Annotated in this window: 18 protein-coding genes; 8 read left to right on the top strand and 10 right to left on the bottom strand. The window is 64.6% G+C overall.

Features of this window, described 5'->3' with window-relative positions:
• Positions 1-21: 21 nt before the first annotated feature.
• The 3 genes from AABN02_RS18680 to AABN02_RS18690 are packed head-to-tail and all read right to left on the bottom strand — an operon-like array spanning position 22 to position 3,314.
• On the bottom strand, positions 22-1,329 hold the full coding sequence (locus tag AABN02_RS18680; protein ID WP_338416419.1) for a pitrilysin family protein: 1,308 nt from the start codon (positions 1,327-1,329) through the stop codon (positions 22-24).
• A gap of 40 nt (positions 1,330-1,369) precedes the next feature.
• A complete protein-coding gene (locus tag AABN02_RS18685; protein ID WP_338416420.1) occupies positions 1,370-2,281 on the bottom strand; it encodes an SDR family oxidoreductase in 912 nt (303 codons plus the stop codon).
• Between the two features lie 13 nt (positions 2,282-2,294).
• A complete protein-coding gene (locus tag AABN02_RS18690; RefSeq protein ID WP_338416421.1) occupies positions 2,295-3,314 on the bottom strand; it encodes an NADP-dependent oxidoreductase in 1,020 nt (339 codons plus the stop codon).
• Between the two features lie 45 nt (positions 3,315-3,359).
• Between AABN02_RS18690 and AABN02_RS18695 the strand changes: the two genes are divergently transcribed.
• Positions 3,360-3,971 carry a Uma2 family endonuclease gene (locus tag AABN02_RS18695; protein WP_338416422.1) on the top strand — a complete coding sequence of 204 codons (612 nt, stop codon included), beginning with the start codon at positions 3,360-3,362 and terminating at the stop codon, positions 3,969-3,971.
• Here AABN02_RS18695 and AABN02_RS18700 read toward each other — a convergent pair.
• From AABN02_RS18700 to AABN02_RS18715, 4 genes are read right to left on the bottom strand one after another with little or no spacing between them, the layout of a single operon-like run.
• The gene (locus AABN02_RS18700) at positions 3,940-4,368 is read right to left on the bottom strand and encodes a PaaI family thioesterase (protein ID WP_338416423.1); all 429 of its coding nucleotides are present in this window, start codon (positions 4,366-4,368) and stop codon (positions 3,940-3,942) included. The two genes, AABN02_RS18695 and AABN02_RS18700, sit on opposite strands and share 32 nt — an antisense overlap.
• A gap of 19 nt (positions 4,369-4,387) precedes the next feature.
• A complete protein-coding gene (locus tag AABN02_RS18705) occupies positions 4,388-5,179 on the bottom strand; it encodes an SDR family oxidoreductase (protein ID WP_338416424.1) in 792 nt (263 codons plus the stop codon).
• Between the two features lie 13 nt (positions 5,180-5,192).
• Complete coding sequence (locus AABN02_RS18710; protein WP_338416425.1) at positions 5,193-7,013, bottom strand: acyl-CoA dehydrogenase; 1,821 nt, start codon at positions 7,011-7,013, stop codon at positions 5,193-5,195.
• A gap of 10 nt (positions 7,014-7,023) precedes the next feature.
• Entirely contained in the window at positions 7,024-8,199 is a 1,176-nt protein-coding gene (locus tag AABN02_RS18715) for an acetyl-CoA C-acyltransferase (protein WP_338416426.1), read from the bottom strand.
• A gap of 103 nt (positions 8,200-8,302) precedes the next feature.
• Between AABN02_RS18715 and AABN02_RS18720 the strand changes: the two genes are divergently transcribed.
• Together AABN02_RS18720 and AABN02_RS18725 are read left to right on the top strand one after the other, a co-directional pair.
• Complete coding sequence (locus AABN02_RS18720) at positions 8,303-9,874, top strand: ATP-binding protein (protein ID WP_338416427.1); 1,572 nt, start codon at positions 8,303-8,305, stop codon at positions 9,872-9,874.
• 281 nt (positions 9,875-10,155) lie between these two features.
• Positions 10,156-10,320 carry a DUF2256 domain-containing protein gene (locus tag AABN02_RS18725; RefSeq protein WP_338416428.1) on the top strand — a complete coding sequence of 55 codons (165 nt, stop codon included), beginning with the start codon at positions 10,156-10,158 and terminating at the stop codon, positions 10,318-10,320.
• An 8-nt stretch (positions 10,321-10,328) separates the two neighbouring features.
• Here the strand turns inward: AABN02_RS18725 and AABN02_RS18730 are convergent, their stop codons facing one another.
• Entirely contained in the window at positions 10,329-12,422 is a 2,094-nt protein-coding gene (locus tag AABN02_RS18730; RefSeq protein ID WP_338416429.1) for a 3-hydroxyacyl-CoA dehydrogenase NAD-binding domain-containing protein, read from the bottom strand.
• A 183-nt stretch (positions 12,423-12,605) separates the two neighbouring features.
• On the opposite strand from AABN02_RS18730, the gene AABN02_RS18735 reads away from it, so the two are divergent.
• The 5 genes from AABN02_RS18735 to AABN02_RS18755 all read left to right on the top strand — a co-directional run bounded on the left by AABN02_RS18735 (position 12,606) and on the right by AABN02_RS18755 (position 16,063).
• Positions 12,606-14,186 (top strand): ATP-binding protein, encoded by a 1,581-nt coding sequence (locus AABN02_RS18735; protein WP_338416430.1) that lies wholly within the window; start codon positions 12,606-12,608, stop codon positions 14,184-14,186.
• Positions 14,187-14,228: 42 nt separating this feature from the next.
• Positions 14,229-14,531, top strand: a complete 303-nt coding sequence (locus AABN02_RS18740) for a type II toxin-antitoxin system HigB family toxin (protein WP_338416431.1) — start codon at positions 14,229-14,231, stop codon at positions 14,529-14,531.
• Positions 14,532-14,539: 8 nt separating this feature from the next.
• Complete coding sequence (locus tag AABN02_RS18745; protein WP_338416432.1) at positions 14,540-14,920, top strand: transcriptional regulator; 381 nt, start codon at positions 14,540-14,542, stop codon at positions 14,918-14,920.
• Between the two features lie 304 nt (positions 14,921-15,224).
• The gene (locus tag AABN02_RS18750) at positions 15,225-15,587 is read left to right on the top strand and encodes a BRCT domain-containing protein (protein WP_338416433.1); all 363 of its coding nucleotides are present in this window, start codon (positions 15,225-15,227) and stop codon (positions 15,585-15,587) included.
• A complete protein-coding gene (locus tag AABN02_RS18755) occupies positions 15,584-16,063 on the top strand; it encodes a hypothetical protein (protein WP_338416434.1) in 480 nt (159 codons plus the stop codon). The genes AABN02_RS18750 and AABN02_RS18755 overlap by 4 nt, the downstream gene beginning before the upstream one ends.
• Before the next feature lie 193 nt (positions 16,064-16,256).
• On the opposite strand, the gene AABN02_RS18760 is transcribed toward AABN02_RS18755, so the two are convergent.
• Together AABN02_RS18760 and AABN02_RS18765 are read right to left on the bottom strand one after the other, a co-directional pair.
• The gene (locus AABN02_RS18760; protein ID WP_338416435.1) at positions 16,257-16,658 is read right to left on the bottom strand and encodes a PIN domain nuclease; all 402 of its coding nucleotides are present in this window, start codon (positions 16,656-16,658) and stop codon (positions 16,257-16,259) included.
• Positions 16,655-16,849: a type II toxin-antitoxin system VapB family antitoxin gene (locus AABN02_RS18765; RefSeq protein WP_338416436.1), complete on the bottom strand. Its 195-nt coding sequence runs from the start codon at positions 16,847-16,849 to the stop codon at positions 16,655-16,657. Before AABN02_RS18765 ends, AABN02_RS18760 begins: the two co-directional genes overlap by 4 nt.
• Between the last annotated feature and the right edge of the window lie 67 nt (positions 16,850-16,916).

Consider the following 16,916-nt stretch of genomic DNA (forward strand, 5'->3'; position numbering starts at 1 on the left):
CGGAACGGCACCCGGAACTGTTCAGGCAGGAGGCATCAAGGTCGCCAGCCGGTCCCGGCAGCGTTCCTTCGTGCCCGTTGGCACCTTGCCGGTGATCGCCGCCGACACCGGCGCCGCCAACATGCGCTCGAACTGCAGGCGCACCGCGTCGGCGTCGATCGACGCGATCCGCTCCATCCACTCGCCCGAGGGACGCACGCGGCCGAACACGAACAGGTCCTGCGCCGCGCCTTCCAGCCGGCGCTGCGAACGCTCCCGGGCCCGCACGCTGCGCACCGCCAGCTGGTTGCGGGCACGCTCCAGATGCACCGGGTCGATGGACGTGGCGTGGGCACACAGCAGCGTGCTGACTTCCTCGAACAGCGCGTCGAGGTGCTCCGGTGTCGTGGACGCCTCGATGACAAACTGCCCGGCCAGATCCGACACGTCCGCCGAGCAGCCGGCGTAATAGACCAGCCCCAGCCGCTCGCGCACCCGGTCCAGCAGCGGCGAACTCATGCCCTCGCCGAACACGGTCGCGGCCATCACGGCCACCGGCATGTCGGGGTCGCACTGCGTCGGCACCGGAAACCCGAGCACGACATGGGTCTGGCTGGAGCCGCTCATGCGCTTCGTGCGCAGGCCGCCGAGGTAGGCCGGCGCAGCCACCAGGTTCGGCGCGCCAGCCGGCATGGCGCCGAAGACGGCCTCGGCCTGCGCCGCCATCGTCTGCGGATCCACGGGGCCGCAGACCGCCACGATGACGTTCGCGCCCGTGTACTGGCGCTGTACATAGCCCATCAGCTCGTCGCGGCTGAAGCGCTCGATGTTGCGGCGCTTGCCGATCACCGGCTGCGCCAGCGCGTGGCGGCCGTAGCAGGCTTCATCGAAGAGCTTGAACGCGGTGGACAGCGCGTCGTCCTCGTCTTCCAGGTACTCCTGCAGGATCACCTGCCGCTCGCGCTCCAGCTCCGACTCGGGGAACTGGCTCTCCAGCACGATGTCGCCAAGCATGCGGATGAACTGGCCTGCGTGCTGCGCCAGGCCGCGCAGGTGGTAGGCGGTGTGGTCCTTGTCGGTGTGGGCGTTGGCCTCGGCGCCGAGCTGTTCGGCGTCGAGGTTGATGCGCTGGCAGTCGCGGGTGCGGGTGCCCTTGAAGGCCATGTGCTCGACGACGTGGCTGATGCCGTTGAGCCGCGGGCTCTCGTGGCGGCTGCCAGTGCGCACATAGACGCTGACGCAGGCGCTTTCCAGGTGCGGCTGCACGATGGTCAGCACGCGCACGCCGTTGGCGAGGGTGTGGACGTGGGTGTCGGGGTCGGAGGGGCGTTCGGAACGAAATGCGGTCATGCGGCATTGTGACGGGGGACGGCCGTCCCCGCGTCCGTGCTCACCCGCGCAACGCCGCCCGCAGCTTGTCCCCCAGGTCCGGCCGGTCCTTGAACGGATCGGTCGGGTTGCGCCCCTGCAGCACATCCTCCAGCCGCGTGCCGACCAGCCCGATCGCCTTCGGGTGGCTGTAGATGTAGAACTGCCCGGCCAGCACCGCGTCCACCACCTTCTGCGCCACCTCGGCCGCAGTGACCTTGCCGCTGGTCACCGCCTTGTCGCCCATGGCCTTGCCGATGAGCTGGCTCTGCGTGGGCTGAACGGGGAGCAGATCGGCGGGCCGGTTGCGGTCGCTCTGGTGGATGCCGGTCGGCACGAAGTACGGGCACAGCACGCTGGCGCTGATCTGCGACGTGACCAGCGACAGGTCCTGGTACAGCGTTTCCGAGAGGCTGACGACCGCGTGCTTGGTGACGTTGTAGATGCCCATGTTCGGCGCGTTCAGCAGGCCGGCCATCGAGGCGGTGTTGACGATGTGGCCTTCCCAGTCCGGGTCGGCCTTCGCCGCGGCCAGCATCATCGGCGTGAAGACGCGCACGCCATGCGCCACGCCCATCAGATTCACGCCGACGACCCACTCCCAGTCCGCCAGCGAGTTCTCCCAGATCAAGCCGCCAGCGCCAACCCCGGCGTTGTTGAACACCAGATGCGGCGCGCCGAAACGCGCCAGCGTCGCCGCGCCCAGCGCCTCCACCTGGTCCGCCTTGGACACGTCGAGCCGGAACGCCAGCACCTCCGCGCCATTCGGTGCACCCAGCGCCGTGACCTCAGCAACGGCGCGGTCGAGCGCGTCCTGCTGCACATCGGCCATGACGATCTTCATGCCCTGCGCCGCACACAGCCGCGCCAGTTCCAGCCCGAAGCCGGAGGCCGCGCCCGTCAGCACGGCGGTCTTGCCTATCAGTGATCGCATTGCGCTGCCCTCCTCAGACCAGCTTGACAAGCTGCTTGCCGAAATTCTTGCCCTTCAGCAAACCAAGGAACGCTTCCGGTGCACTGGCAATGCCCTGCGCCACGGACTCGCGGAACTTGATCTGACCGGTCGCCACGCCCGCACCGAGTTCCTTCAGCGCCTGCGGCCAGACGTCCATGTGCTCGCTGACGATGAAGCCCTCGATCTTCATGCGGTTGACGAGGATCAGCGCCGGGTTGGCCATGACCATCGGTTCGCCGTTGTAGCCGGCGATCATTCCGCACATCGCGATGCGGCTGAAGGCATTGGCGCGCAGCATCACGGCGTCCAGGATCACGCCGCCGACGTTCTCGAAGTAGCCGTCGATGCCCTTCGGACACGCCGCCTTCAGCGCACCGGACAGTGACTTCAGGTCCGGAAACTGGCGGTAGTCGATGCAGGCGTCGAAGCCGAGTTCGTCCGTCACATAGGCGCACTTGTCAGGACCGCCCGCCAGACCGACGACACGGCAGCCGCGCGCCTTGGCAAGTTGGCCGACGACCGAGCCGACCGCGCCACTGGCGGCGCTGACCACGACCGTCTCGCCCTCCTTCGGATCGATGATCTTCACCAGCCCGTACCAGCCGGTGACGCCCGGCATCCCGACCGCGCCGAGATAGGCCGACAGCGGAATGTGGCGCGTGTCCACCTTCTGCAGCACGCCGCGCTGGGTCGCATCGACCACGGCGTATTCCTGCCAGCCACCCATGCCGACGACGTGGTCGCCGACGTTGAAGTTGCCGTTGCGCGAGGCGACCACCTCACCCACCGTGCCGCCGATCATCACCGCGTCCAGCGGCTGCGGCTGGGCGTAGCTCTTGCCATCGTTCATCCGGCCGCGCATGTACGGGTCGAGGCTCAGGAAGTGGTGGCGCACCAGCACCTGGCCGTCCGCCAGCTCGGGCACCGGCGTTTCGACGAGGCGGAAGTTGTCGGCGGTCGCCTCGCCCTGGGGGCGGGAGGCGAGGAGGATCTGGTGGTTGGTCAGGGACATGGGGACTGCCTTTCAGGGAGAATCCAGAGACACAAGGAGATCTGCATGGGACACGCCGTACGCCATACCGCCATGACACCTGACGAGTTCCTCGCCTGGGAGATCGCCCAGGCCGAGCGCCACGAGTTTGTCGATGGCGAGGTGTACGCGATGGCCGGCGGCGATGACCGCCATGCGCGGGTGACGCTCAATCTGGCCGGTGCGATGAACCTGCACCTGCGGGGTTCGGCCTGCCGGGTCTACAGCACGGACATGCGGCTCAACGTGGAGTCGCTCGGGAGCTACTTCTATCCCGATGTGATGGTCAGTTGCAGCCAGGCCGATCGGGCACGTCGTCAGGCCAAATCCGAACCCACGCTGGTCGTGGAAGTGCTCTCGCCCGGGACGTCCAGCTACGACCGCGGCGCCAAGAGCTTCCACTACCGCCAGATCCCGACGATGCGGGAGATCGTGCTGATCGACGCCAGCAGCCGCACCACCGAGGTCTACCGGCGCCATGACGAGTCGCACTGGACGCTGGCGCAACACGCCCCCGGCCAGAGCGTGACCTTCGAGAGCATCGGACTGACACTCGCCGCCGACGAGATGTTTGCGGACGTCGATGAAGATGAGGCGGAGAGCGCGTTCACGGCTCCACCTGACGCTGCAGCGCCTTGACCTCACGCCCCGCCGTGGGCAGACGCTTCACATACTTGAACGTCGCCGTCGCATGGGCGCAGAGCTGCCCGTCACCGCCGTAGACATGCCCCTCGGTGAAGGCCATCGTCACCGAGCGATGCAGCAGCTTGCCGACCGCCCGCAAGCGTCCTTCGCCTGGGCGGAAGAACGAGGTCTTCATCTCGATCGTCACGACGCCGCTCTCGTGCTGGACGCTGCGCGCGGCGTGCGCCATCACCACATCCAGCAGCGTCATCGACAGCCCGCCGTGCGCGACAAGGAAGGAGTTCAGCAGCTCGGGTTTCAGCTCGACCTGGATTTCGGCCTCGCCGCCTTCAAAGCGGATCAGCTCGAAACCAAGGAGTTCGACAAAGGGAATGGCAACGGGAAATTGCATGGGGCGAGGTGATCACAGGTCAGCCGCCGTGGACGGCACTGACGCCGCCGTCCACCGCCAGGATCTGCCCGGTGATGTGCTTGCCTGCCGCGCTGGCGAAGAGCACAGCGGCGCCCTTGAGGTCGTCATCATCGCCCAGCCGGTTCAGCGGCGCCTTCGCGGCCAGCGTCTCCTCGCCGAAATGGGCCAGCGTGCCACGGGTCATCTTGCTCGGGAAGAAGCCCGGCGCGAGCGCGTTGACCGTGATGCCGTGGCGGCCCCACTCGCCCGCCAGCGCCCGCGTGAAGTTAACCACCGCGCCCTTGCTGGTGTTGTAGGCGATGGTGGTCATGATTCCGCTGTTGCCCGACAGGCCCGCAATCGACGCCACGTTGATGATCCGCCCGGCGCGGCGCGGGATCATGCAGCGCTTGCCCACCGCCTGGCTGATCAGGAACACGGCGCGCACGTTCAGGTCCATCACCTTGTCCCACGCCTCGACCGGGTGATCCTCGGCCGGCGCACCCCAGGTGGCCCCCGCGTTGTTGACGAGGATGTCGATGTCGCCGAGGCGCTCGACCGTGTCGTCCACGATCTTGGCCACGCCGTCGACCGTGCTCGCATCGGCGGCGACCCAGCGGGCGTCGATGCCGCGCGCCTGCAACTGCGCGACGGCGGCTTCGAGTTCGCCGGCCTTGCGGGCGGTGAGCATGACCTTGGCGCCCGCGTCGCCGAGGGCTTCGGCGATCTGCAGGCCTAGCCCACGCGAACCGCCAGTGACCAGCGCGACGCGGCCCGTCAGGTCGAAGAGTTGCGAAATCGGGGTGCCCATGGGGTTTCCTTGCTCAGAACCAGTCGTCCTGCATCGTGCGGCAGGTGTCATCGCGTGTACGGACCACGGCTAGCCACGCATCAATGCGCGGCAGTTCGTGGCGGAAGAAATATCGGCCGGCAGCGAGGCGCCCTTGCCCAGCGGGCGTGGCCGGATCGACCGACAGCGCCACATCGAGCCAGATCCACGCCAGCACGACATGCCCGAAGGCCTGCAGATACGGCACGGCGTTCGCCAGCGCCTCCTCCGGCACGCCCGTAGACCACGCCGCCTTGGTCGCCGCGCCGATCTGCTGCAGCGCCGCGGCCAGCGCCGTCGCCTGCGGGTGCAAATCGGCGTGCTGCGAGGCGCGTTCGATGGTGCCGTTGATGCGCTGCGCCAAGGCGAGCAGGCCCGCCCCGCCGTCCATCACCACCTTGCGCCCCAGCAGGTCCAGCGCCTGGATGCCGTGCGTGCCCTCGTGGATCATGTTCAGGCGGTTGTCGCGCCAGTACTGCTCCACCGGGTAATCGCGGGTGTAGCCATAGCCGCCGTGGACCTGGATCGCCAGGCTGTTTGCCTCCAGACACCACTCGCTCGGCCAGCTCTTGGCGATCGGCGTGAGCATCTCCAGCAGCAGCGCGGCGTCCTTCGCGGACTGCGCATCGCCGGTGTGCTGCTCGTCGACCAGCCGCGCGCAATACAGCGCGAGCGCCAGTCCACCTTCGGCATAGCTCTTCTGCGCGAGCAGCATCCGCTTCACGTCAGCGTGGCGAATGATCGGGATCTGCGGCTGGCTCGGATCCTTGCCGCCGGGGCCGATCGGGCGCCCTTGCGGACGGCCGCGGGCGTAGTCGAGGCTGGCCTCGTAGCCGGCATAGCCAAGCATCACCGCGCCGAGGCCGACCGCGATCCGCGCCTCGTTCATCATGTGGAACATGCAGCGCAGGCCCTCGCCCGGCTTGCCCACCAGATAGCCGATGGCGCCGGCCGCGCCGCGCACCGGGTACTTGCCCTCGCCGAAGTTCAGCAGCGTGTTCGGAATGCCGCGGTAACCGAGCTTGTGGTTCAGCCCGGCCAACGCCACATCATTGCGCTCACCAGTCAAATCACCGTCAAGATCGACCAATCGTTTCGGAACAATGAACAGCGAGATGCCGCGGGCGCCGGGAACCAGCTTGCCGTCCGCGCCGGGGATCTTGGCCAGCACGAGGTGGACGATGTTCTCGGCCAGTTCATGCTCACCATTGCTGATCCACATCTTGTTGCCGCGCAGGCGGAAACGCGGGCCGAGCGGGTCGCTGGCGCTGTCGTCGCCGTCCGGCTCGGCGCGCGTCAGGATGTCTGAGAGGCTCGACCCCGCCTGCGGCTCGCTCAGGCACATGGTCCCAAAGAAGCGCCCGGCGAACTCCTGGTGCGCGAAGACCCGCTGCTGCGCCTCGGTGCCATGCGCCATCAGCAAGTTGGCGTTGCCGCTGGTCAGCATGTGGCCGCCGAGGCCGATGCCTGCTTTCGAGAAGAAGCTGTTCGCCGCCATCTCGATGACACAGGGAAGCTGCATCCCGCCGAGGTCGTAGTCCTGCGCCGCGGCCAGCATGCCGGAGTCGACGTAGGCGTCGCTGGCCTCCTTGGTGCTCGCTGGCAAGTGGACGCGCTCGCCGTCGAAGTGCGGCTCCTGGACATCGGCGGTGCGGTTGGCCGGCGCGAATTTTTCGCGGGCGATGCGCTCGCAGGTGTCGAACACGGCGGCGAAGGTCTCGCGGCTGTGGTCGGCGAAGCGCGGGCGCTGCGTCAGCGACTCGACGCCGAGCCAGTCGTGCAGCAGGAAATCAAGGGTCGGACGCAGCCCGCTCATCGCATCGTTCTCACAGCACTTCGAAGACGCCCGCCGCGCCCATGCCGCCGCCAATGCACATCGTCACGCAGACGTACTTGGCGCCGCGCCGCTTGCCTTCGATCAGCGCGTGGCCGGTCAGGCGCTGGCCGCTCATGCCGTAGGGATGGCCGACCGCGATGGCGCCGCCGTTGACGTTCAGCCGGTCCATCGGGATGCCGAGCTTGTCGGCGCAGTACAGCACCTGCACGGCAAAGGCCTCGTTCAGCTCCCACAGGCCGATGTCGTCCACCGTCAGGCCGAGCCGCGCCAGCACTTTCGGCACGGCATAGACCGGGCCGATGCCCATTTCGTCCGGCTCGCAGCCACCGACCGCGAAACCGAGGAAACGCCCCAGCGGCTTCAGGCCATGGCGCTCGGCGTAGCGCTCGTCCACCACCACGCAGGCACCCGCGCCGTCGCTGAACTGGCTGGCATTGCCGGCAGTGACCACACCGCCGGGCATGGCCGAGCGGATACCGCTGACGGAGGCATAGGTCGTGCCTTCGCGCAGGCCCTCGTCGGCGCTGACGGTGACCTGCTTCGTGCGCAGGCCCAGCACCTTGTCGGCCACACCCGCGGTCACGGTGATCGGCACGATCTCGTCGTCGAACTTGCCGGCGGCTTGTGCGGCACAGGCCTTCTGCTGGCTCTCGGCGCCGAACTGGTCCATGCGCTCGCGGCTCATGCCGTAGCGCTTGGCCACGTTCTCGGCGGTCTGCAGCATCGGCCAGTAGATCTCCGGCTTGTGCTCCTTCAGCCAGGAGTCGACGAACATGTGCTGGTTCATCTCCTGCTGCACGCAGGAAATGCTCTCCACGCCGCCGGCCACGTAGACCTCGCCCTCGCCCGCGATGATGCGCTGGGCGGCCAGCGCGATCGTCTGCAGGCCGCTGGAGCAGAAGCGGTTGACGGTCATGCCCGACACGCCGATGGGCAGGCCGGCGCGCAGGCCGATCTGGCGGGCGATGTTCCAGCCCGTGGCGCCTTCGGGGTTGGCACAGCCCATGATCACGTCCTCGATCACGCCGGGGTCGATGCCCGCGCGCTGGACGGCCGCCGCGACGGCGTGGCCGCCGAGCGTGGCGCCATGGGTCATGTTGAACGCGCCCTTCCAGCTCTTGGCCAGCGGGGTGCGTGCGGTGGAAACGATCACGGCATTGGTCATGGGGGCAGGCTCCTGGGTGCGTCAGTTCGCACGCAGTCTAGGTCGATCGCCCGATGGCGGCCTGTCGTTTCGGAGACAGGGAGGCAGGGGCACAATTGTCGGCATGACCAGCACCGACCTGCTCCCTCGCCGCAAGCTGCCGATCGGCATGCAGACCTTTGCCACGCTGCGTGGCGAGGCTTGTTACTACGTGGACAAGACCGGCATGGCGATCGATCTGATCGAGGCGGGCTCTGCGTATTTCCTGAGCCGCCCGCGTCGTTTCGGCAAGAGCTTGCTGGTCGACACGTTCAAGGAGCTGTTCGAGGGTAACCGGGCGCTGTTCGAAGGGCTGGCCGCCGAGACGCGCTGGGACTGGTCGCGGCCGTATCCGGTCATCCGCATCAGCTTTGCGGGTGGCGAGGTGCACAGCCGTGCGGAGCTAGACCAGCGCATTGACGAACTGGTCAATGAACACACGGAGCGGCTGGGAGTGACGCTGCGCAACCAGAGCACGAGCGGGCGTTTCGAGGAATTGATCCGCCGTGCGCATGTCCAGTCCGGCGAGCGCGTGGTGGTGCTGATCGACGAATACGACAAGCCGATTCTCGACAACATCACCGACCGGGACATGGCGGCCGCGATGCGCGAGGGACTGCGCGACCTGTATTCGGTGCTCAAGGGTGCGGACGAGCATCTGAAATTCGTCTTCCTGACGGGCGTTTCCAAATTCAGCAAGGTCAGCCTGTTCTCGGGGCTGAACCATTTGCGTGACCTGACACTGGACCCGCGATACAGCGCGCTGTGCGGCTACACCGACAAGGACGTGGACACGGTGTTCGCGCCCGAGCTGCCGGGGCTGGACCGGGAAGAAATCCGCCGCTGGTACAACGGCTACAACTGGCTCGGAACGGGCGTCTACAACCCCTTCGACCTGCTGCTGCTGTTCGACCGCCGGCAGTTCAAGCCGTACTGGTTCGAGACCGGCACGCCGACCTTCCTGGTCAAGCTGCTCGCCGAACAGCAGTTCTTCACGCCGGATCTCAGCAAGCTGCAGAGTGACGAAACACTGCTGTCGGTGTTCGACGTGGAGCACATCGGCGCGGAGGCGCTGCTGTTCCAGACAGGGTATCTGACGGTGCACGGCGTCGAGGAAGTGATGCTGGGCAACTGGGTCTACACGCTCGGCTATCCGAACCGGGAAGTGGAGTCGAGCCTGAACGCTGCGCTGCTGCCGGGTTACGGGGTGCCGGAGCGAGCGTCGCTCAACGCACGCTTGCGGCTGGTCCCGATGCTCAAGACCGGGGATCTGTCCGCGATGGAGGCGTCCTTGCGGGCGCTGTTCGCCAGCATTCCGCACGACTGGTACCGCAACAATCCGCTGGCGGGATTCGAGGGCCATTACGCCAGCGTGTTCTACAGCCACTTTGCGGCGCTGGGGCTGGACATCCGGGTGGAGGACGCGACGAACCACGGGCGCATCGACATGGTCGTGCTGGCCTATCAGCGGGTGTTTGTCTTCGAGTTCAAGGTGGTGGAGCAAGCACAAGCAGCCAAGGGCGAGGCGCTGCGGCAGATCAAGGCGCTCGGGTATGCCGAGAAGTATCGGGACCGGGGGGAGCCGGTTCACCTGATTGGGGTGGAGTTCAGCCGGGTGGATCGCAACATCGTCGGTTTCGAGGTCGAATCGGCCTGACTCACACCCCCAAAACACCCACCATGTCCGTCTTCCTGTTCGTCTACGGCACCCTGAATAGACGCCTTCGAGGAGGTCGGCCTGCCCACCGGCTACCTGCGTGTCGAGATCGAACTCGACGCTGGTCCCGGACACACCGCGCCTCTGCGCGCGCAGGCGTACATGAAGGCCGCTGACCAGCTGCCCACGTGCCTGAAACGCGAAGGGCCGTTTCCCACGTACACGCTGGCGCTGGCGGCCGGCTATTCCCTCGCGACAGCCGGCCAGCCCGCCCCATCGCCATGAGCGCACCCTCCACCTTCCGCGGCAACAAGGCCGCGCTGCCCAGCAAGCTCTGCGTGGCCTGTGGCCGCGTCATGACCTGGCGCCGCCACTGGGCCAAGAACTGGGCCGAGGTGAAGTACTGCAGCGACGCCTGCCGGCGCCAGAAGACGCCGGGTGGCTGAGCGGACGCTCAGCTAAAGGTGTTGCCTTCCGCCACCAGCCGCGCCAGCAGCGGCGCCGGCTGCCAGAACTCGGCGTCGTCGTGCGGATTGCGGGCGAAGCGCTTCATGTCCTCGACCACGTTGAACAGCCCCTGCGTGTCGGCGTAGCACATCGGCCCGCCGCGGTGCAGCGGGAAGCCGTAGCCGGTCAGGTAGACCATGTCGATGTCGCTGGCCTTGCTGGCGATGCCCTCTTCCAGGATCTTCGCCGCCTCGTTGACCAGCGAATACACCAGCCGGTGGACGATTTCCTCGTCGCTGATCTTGCGCGGCGTGATGCCCAGCGCGGTGCGGTGGTCGGCGATCATCTGCTCGACCAGCGCGCTCGGGATCGCGTTGCGCTGGCCCGGCACGTAGTCATACCAGCCCGCGCCCGTCTTCTGCCCGTAGCGGCCGAGTTCGCACAGCAGGTCGGCCGTCTTGCTGTAACGCATGTTCGGCTTCTCCTGGTAGCGGCGCTTGCGGATGAACCAGCCGATGTCGTTGCCGGCCAGATCGCCCATGCGGAACGGCCCCATCGCGAAGCCGAACTTCTCGACCGCCCGGTCCACCTGCTGCGGCGTGCAGCCCTCTTCCAGCAGGAAGCCGGCCTGGCGGCTGTACTGCTCGATCATCCGGTTGCCGATGAAGCCATCGCACACGCCCGAGACCACGCAGGTCTTCTTGATCTTCTTGCCCAGCGCCATCACGGTCGCCAGCACGTCCTTGGCCGTGGCCGCGCCGCGCACGACTTCGAGCAGCTTCATCACGTTGGCGGGGCTGAAGAAGTGCGTGCCGATCACGTCCTGCGGGCGCTTGGTGAAACTGGCGATCTTGTCCACGTCCAGCGTCGAGGTGTTGGACGCCAGGATCGCGCCCGGCTTCATTACCGCGTCGAGCTGCTCGAAGACAGCGCGCTTGACCTCGATGTCCTCGAACACCGCCTCGATCACCATGTCCGCGTCGCCGATCTCGGCGTAGTGCAGCGTGGTGGTCAGCAGGGCCATGCGCTGCTCGTACTTGTCCTGCTTCAACTTGCCCTTCTTGACCTGGGCCTCGTAGTTCTTGCGGATGGTGGCGACGCCGCGGTCCAGCGCCTCCTGCTTCATCTCCAGCATCACCACTGGGATGCCGGCGTTGAGGAAGTTCATGCTGATGCCGCCGCCCATCGTGCCGGCGCCGATCACGGCGATCTTCGCGATTGGCCGCTGCGGCGTGTTCTCGGGCACATCGGGGATCTTGCTGGCGGCGCGTTCGGCGAAGAAGGCGTGGCGCAGCGCCTTGCACTCGGGCGTCATCATCAGCGCGACGAAGGCTTCGCGCTCGTAGACCATGCCGGCGTCGAACTTGGCCTTGACCGCCTGCTCGACACAGTCGACACAGCGGGCGGGCGCGGGGAAGTTCTTCGCCATCGCCTTGGCGGTGTTGCGGGCGAACTGGAAGTAGGCGTCGGATTCGGGGTGGGTCGCCTTGAGGTTGCGCACCAGCGGCAGCGGGCGCACGGCGGCGACTTCCTCGGCGAAGGCCAGCGCGCCGGCCAGCAGGTCGCCGTCGATCATGCGGTCGATCAGCTTCTGCCCGGGCACCTGGGCCAGGACTTCGCTCTTCACCGGGTCGCCGGAGACGATCATGTTCAGCGCGGTTTCCACGCCGAGCGCACGCGGCAGGCGCTGCGTGCCGCCCGCGCCGGGGACGAGGCCGATCTTCACTTCCGGCAGCGCGATGCTGGCGCCCGGTGCGGCGACGCGGTAATGGCAGCCCAGCGACAGCTCCAGCCCGCCGCCCATGCAGACGCTGTGGATCGCAGCGACGACGGGCTTGGAGCAGCTCTCCAGCAGGCGGATCAGGCTGAGCAGGTTCGGCTCGGCGATGGCCTTCGGCGAGCCGAACTCCTTGATGTCGGCGCCGCCGGAAAACGCCTTGCCGGCGCCGGTGATGACGATGGCGGTGACGGCCGGATCGGCGTCCGCCGCCTGCACATGGGCGGCGAAGGCGCGGCGCGTGTCGTAGCCGAGGCCGTTGACGGGCGGGTTGTCCAGCGTGATGACGGCGACGGCGCCGTGGCGGGTGGATGTGGCAGTCATGGGGTTCGGATCTCCTGCGCTAGCGGGCGGCCCGACCGGGGGGAGCGAGTGCGCCGGGCCATGCGGCGCAGTCTAGGAGAGGCGGGAGGTGTGGTCCTGTCTTTTTGGAGACAAGCTGCGGGGAACTCCGTAGAGGGGGTTTGGTGTCGCCTGCAGGGTTGGGCGCCCTACACTTCGGCGCATATGCAGCACCCCACGCCGCCCCTGCCCCGCCGCCGTCTGCCGATCGGCATCCAGACCTTCGCCGATCTGCGCGACACGGGCTGCTATTACGTGGACAAGACGGGGCTGGCGATCGACCTGATCGAGTCGTCGGGCAAGGCGTTTTTCCTGAGCCGGCCGCGGCGCTTTGGCAAGAGCCTGCTGGTGGACACGTTCAAGGAGCTGTTCGAGGGCAACCGGGCGTTGTTCGACGGGCTGGCGGCCGAGACGCGCTGGGACTGGTCGAAGCGGCATCCGGTGATCCGCATCAGCTTCGGTGGCGGTGTGCTGCGCAAAGGGGGCGATCTGGACCAGCACATCGCCGAACTGATCGACGAGCACGCCAACCGGCTGGGTCTGACGCTGCACAACCAGAGCCTGAGCGGGCGCTTCAAGGATCTGATCCGACTCGCGCACGAGCAAGCAGGCGCCAGCGTCGTCGTGCTGGTCGATGAATACGACAAGCCGATCCTCGACAACCTGACCGAGCCGGCCATTGCCCGCGAGATGCGCGACGGGCTGCGCAACCTGTACTCGGTGCTCAAGGACATGGACGCGCACCTGCGGTTCGTGTTCCTCACCGGGGTGTCGAAGTTCAGCAAGGTCAGCCTGTTCTCCGGGCTGAACCACCTCGTGGACATCACGCTCGACCCGCCCTTCAGCGCGCTGTGCGGCTACACGGACGAGGACATGGACACGGTGTTTGCGCCGGAGTTGCCGGGGCTGGACCGGGAGGAAATCCGGCGCTGGTACAACGGCTACAACTGGGGCGGGACCAGCGTCTACAACCCGTTCGACGCGCTGCTGCTGTTCCGGAACCGGCGCTTCAAGCCGTACTGGTTCGAGACGGGCACCCCCACCTTCCTGGTCGATCTGCTGGCCGAGCGGCGCATGTTCACGCCGGACCTGGGGCGACTGGTGACGAGCGAAACGCTGCTGTCCACCTTCGACGTGGACGCGATGACGGCGGAGGCGCTGCTGTTCCAGACCGGCTACCTGACCATCGCCGAGACGCACGAGATTCCGGGGCGCACCGAGTACACGCTGAAATACCCGAACATGGAGGTGCAGGCGAGCCTGAACGACAGCCTGCTCAAGCGGTTTGTGGGCGATCTTTCGGCGCCGGAGCCGCAGATCAGCCGGTTATGGCGCGTGTTGCAGGCGGGTGATCCGCTGGCGCTGAAAGACCTGTTCCACGCCTTTTTTGCGAGCATCCCGAACGACTGGTACCGCAACAACCCGATCGCGCAGTTCGAGGGTTACTGGGCCAGCATCTTCTACAGCCACTTCGCCGCGCTCGGGCTGGACATCCGGGTCGAGGACACAACGAACAAGGGGCGCATCGACATGGCGGTGCTGGCCTGCGGGGTGGTGTGGCTGTTCGAGTTCAAGGTGGTGGAACTCGTGCCGCAGGGGCGGGCGTTGCAGCAACTGAAGGAGCGGGGGTATGGGGAGAAGTACGCGGGGCGGGGAGAGCCGGTGTATCTGATTGGGGTGGAGTTCAGTCGGGGGGACAGGAACATCGTCGGGTTCGAGGTCGAGACGTTCAAAGCTGAACGTTGACTGAGCATTGCATAAGTCCCATTTCGGGACTAGCATTCCGGCATGCGTGTCATCGCCATCAAGTCGCTGCGGGAATTCTGGATCAGGCACCCTGATGCGGAACAGTCGCTCAAAGCGTGGTTCGACGAAGCCACCAAGGCACGCTGGAAAACGCCTCAGGACATCAAGCGCAGGTTTGCCACGGCCAGCTTTCTGGCCAATCGTCGCGTGGTGTTCAACATCAAGGGCAACGATTACCGCCTCATCGTGTCGGTGGCCTACCAGTTCGAGGCGGTCTACATCAAATTCGTGGGCACACACGCCGAGTACGACGCGATCGACGCCACCACGGTCAGCCAGGAGTGAACCCGATCATGGACATCCATCCGATCCGCACGGAAAGCGACTACCTCGCCGCGCTGAAGACCGTCGAGCCCTACTTCGACACCGAGCCTGATCCTGCCAGTGAAGCGGGCGAGCATTTCGAGATCCTGCTGGCGCTGATTCAGGCTTACGAAGCGCGGCATCACCAGATTGATCCGCCCGATCCGATCGAAGCGATCAAATTCCGCATGGAGCAGCAGGGGCTGACGCCCAAGGATCTTGCGCCAATGATCGGCCGACCGAACCGGGTGTACGAAGTGCTATCACGGCGCCGGCCGCTGACGTTGGCGATGATCCGCAAACTGCACGCGCAGTTGGGGATTCCGGCTGAGAGCTTGATCGGTCCGACTGTGGCGAGTCGGCTAACCTGATCTGGCCTGCGAGGTGGTGTGGCTGTTCGAGTTCCAAGTGGCGGAACTCGTGCCGCAGGGGCGGGCGTTGCAGCAACTGAAGGAGCGGGGTATGGGGAGAAATACGCAGGAAGGGGGGAGCCGGTGTATCTGATTGGGGTGGAGTTCAGTCGGGAGGATCGGATCCTCGTCGGGTTCGAGATGGAACCGAAGTCGGCGTTAATTATTCACGCACAGGATTGAATTTTGAATTCATTTCTGCAATCTATTAGTAAAATGAAAATGACTTTATTCTTGCAATTGACAGTCAAAATAGGCAATATAAATGGCAAATGAAAGAGTAACACGAATTCTGAGATCAAAAAGCAAATTCTCTCCAGAGCAGATTTCTGAATTGTCAGACGCGCAAGGCTGGGATTGGATCTATGCAAATGCAAAACCAAGAAAGGAAAAACTAAGTCAAATTTGTTTTACAGGGTTCAGCATCACGGAAAAGGAAGAACTCTCAGTTCTTGCAAGATCAACCAACCTAGAAGTGGTTGGTTCAGTAACAAAGAGCCTGGCTTTTTTATGCGCAGGCGAAAATGCCGGTCCAGCAAAGTTAAAAAAAGCAATCGACCAAGGTAATTCAATACTCACGAAAAATCAGTTTATCCAATTAATCGAGACTGGAGAGATTCAAAAATGAAAGAACTAAATATTTTGAGATCAATGTTTGCCCCTCGCCCAAAAAGAACAACTGAATTAATCGTACCCAGAGTTACTTTTCACGCAGGAAAAGGCTCGTTAAATAACGAACATTGGGCTTTCTCGGTTCCTTATCATTTTACAGATGCCCTTGACATAAAATATGAAGAGCGACAAAAAGATAAACAAAAATACATGCTCTGGACTCAAGGGCCTAGCATAAATTTTCGGGCGCATGACGTAATTCACTCACGCGACAATAAAATAACGCTACAAGTCCGCTCCGCGAGTCCTGTTCGCTGGGATCCAAGCAAAAATGAAATGAATGAAGGCTATGTGACATTTATCCTCCACGAGGAAATCGGAGAAAGCTTGGATCTCAACCCTCGCATAGAAATAATTTACACACAGTTGGAATTTTTGAAACTACTGATTGACGGGTCAAATAAAACTACAGAGTCAACCAACAAGCATTAGAGCCACCTACATTTAAATACCCAGATCACCTTTCAATTTAAGGCAAACTCGAAACCACTGAATTTCGTCCTTCGCCGCGATCGAGCCAAGTCCGTATAGGAATTTGCCTTCATTTTCACGGACTCCCCCTAGAAAAAATTCGCCGGTGCCCCATCAGCGGGCAGCGCTGCGACATCTCCACTGCGATCGTTAATCAGCCGTCACAGATTGCCGAACGCAACCCCAAGTGCTCGACAAACGGCTCAAAATCCCGATCACTGAACAGCAACGCATAATCGCTTTCAATGCACCGCGTCGCAATCAGGGTGTCGATGGTTTTCCTGATCGTCACACCCCGCGCACGCAATGTCCGGAAATTGCGCGCCGCCTGAATGGCGATCTCCGGCCCGCCCAGCGTCACCACGTCCAGCGCCGTCAGCAGTTTTCGGGCTTGATTGAAATCCCGCTCACTGCTGAAGCCCTGCAAGACTTCCGCCAGGATCAGATCCCCCACGACTAGCAACTCGCTGCTCAGCAAGGCATCCAGCCGCTCCGTCTGTGGCGTGACCGTCCCGCGGAAGAAATCGATCCAGACGCTCGAATCGACCAGGATCACTTGTCGGTCCTCATCGCGTTCAGGTCACCTTCCCAGGCGAGCTTGCCCCGAAAACGCCGAATCTCTTCCTGCTGACGCAAGCGCAGCAACTGCCGCAAGCCCAGCTCGACCGCCTCCCGCTTGGTCTTGACGCCCGTCAGACGCAGAACGTCCTTCATCAACTGGTCGTCGATCTCGATGTTGGTGCGCATGGCATGTGTACCGAAAGTTTAATCTGTACACATTCTAGCGCCCGTCAAACCGCCAGGAGAAAGGCAC

Origin of the sequence: uncultured Sphaerotilus sp. (assembly GCF_963924895.1) — a bacterium.
In the GTDB taxonomy this organism is placed as follows: domain Bacteria; phylum Pseudomonadota; class Gammaproteobacteria; order Burkholderiales; family Burkholderiaceae_C; genus Sphaerotilus.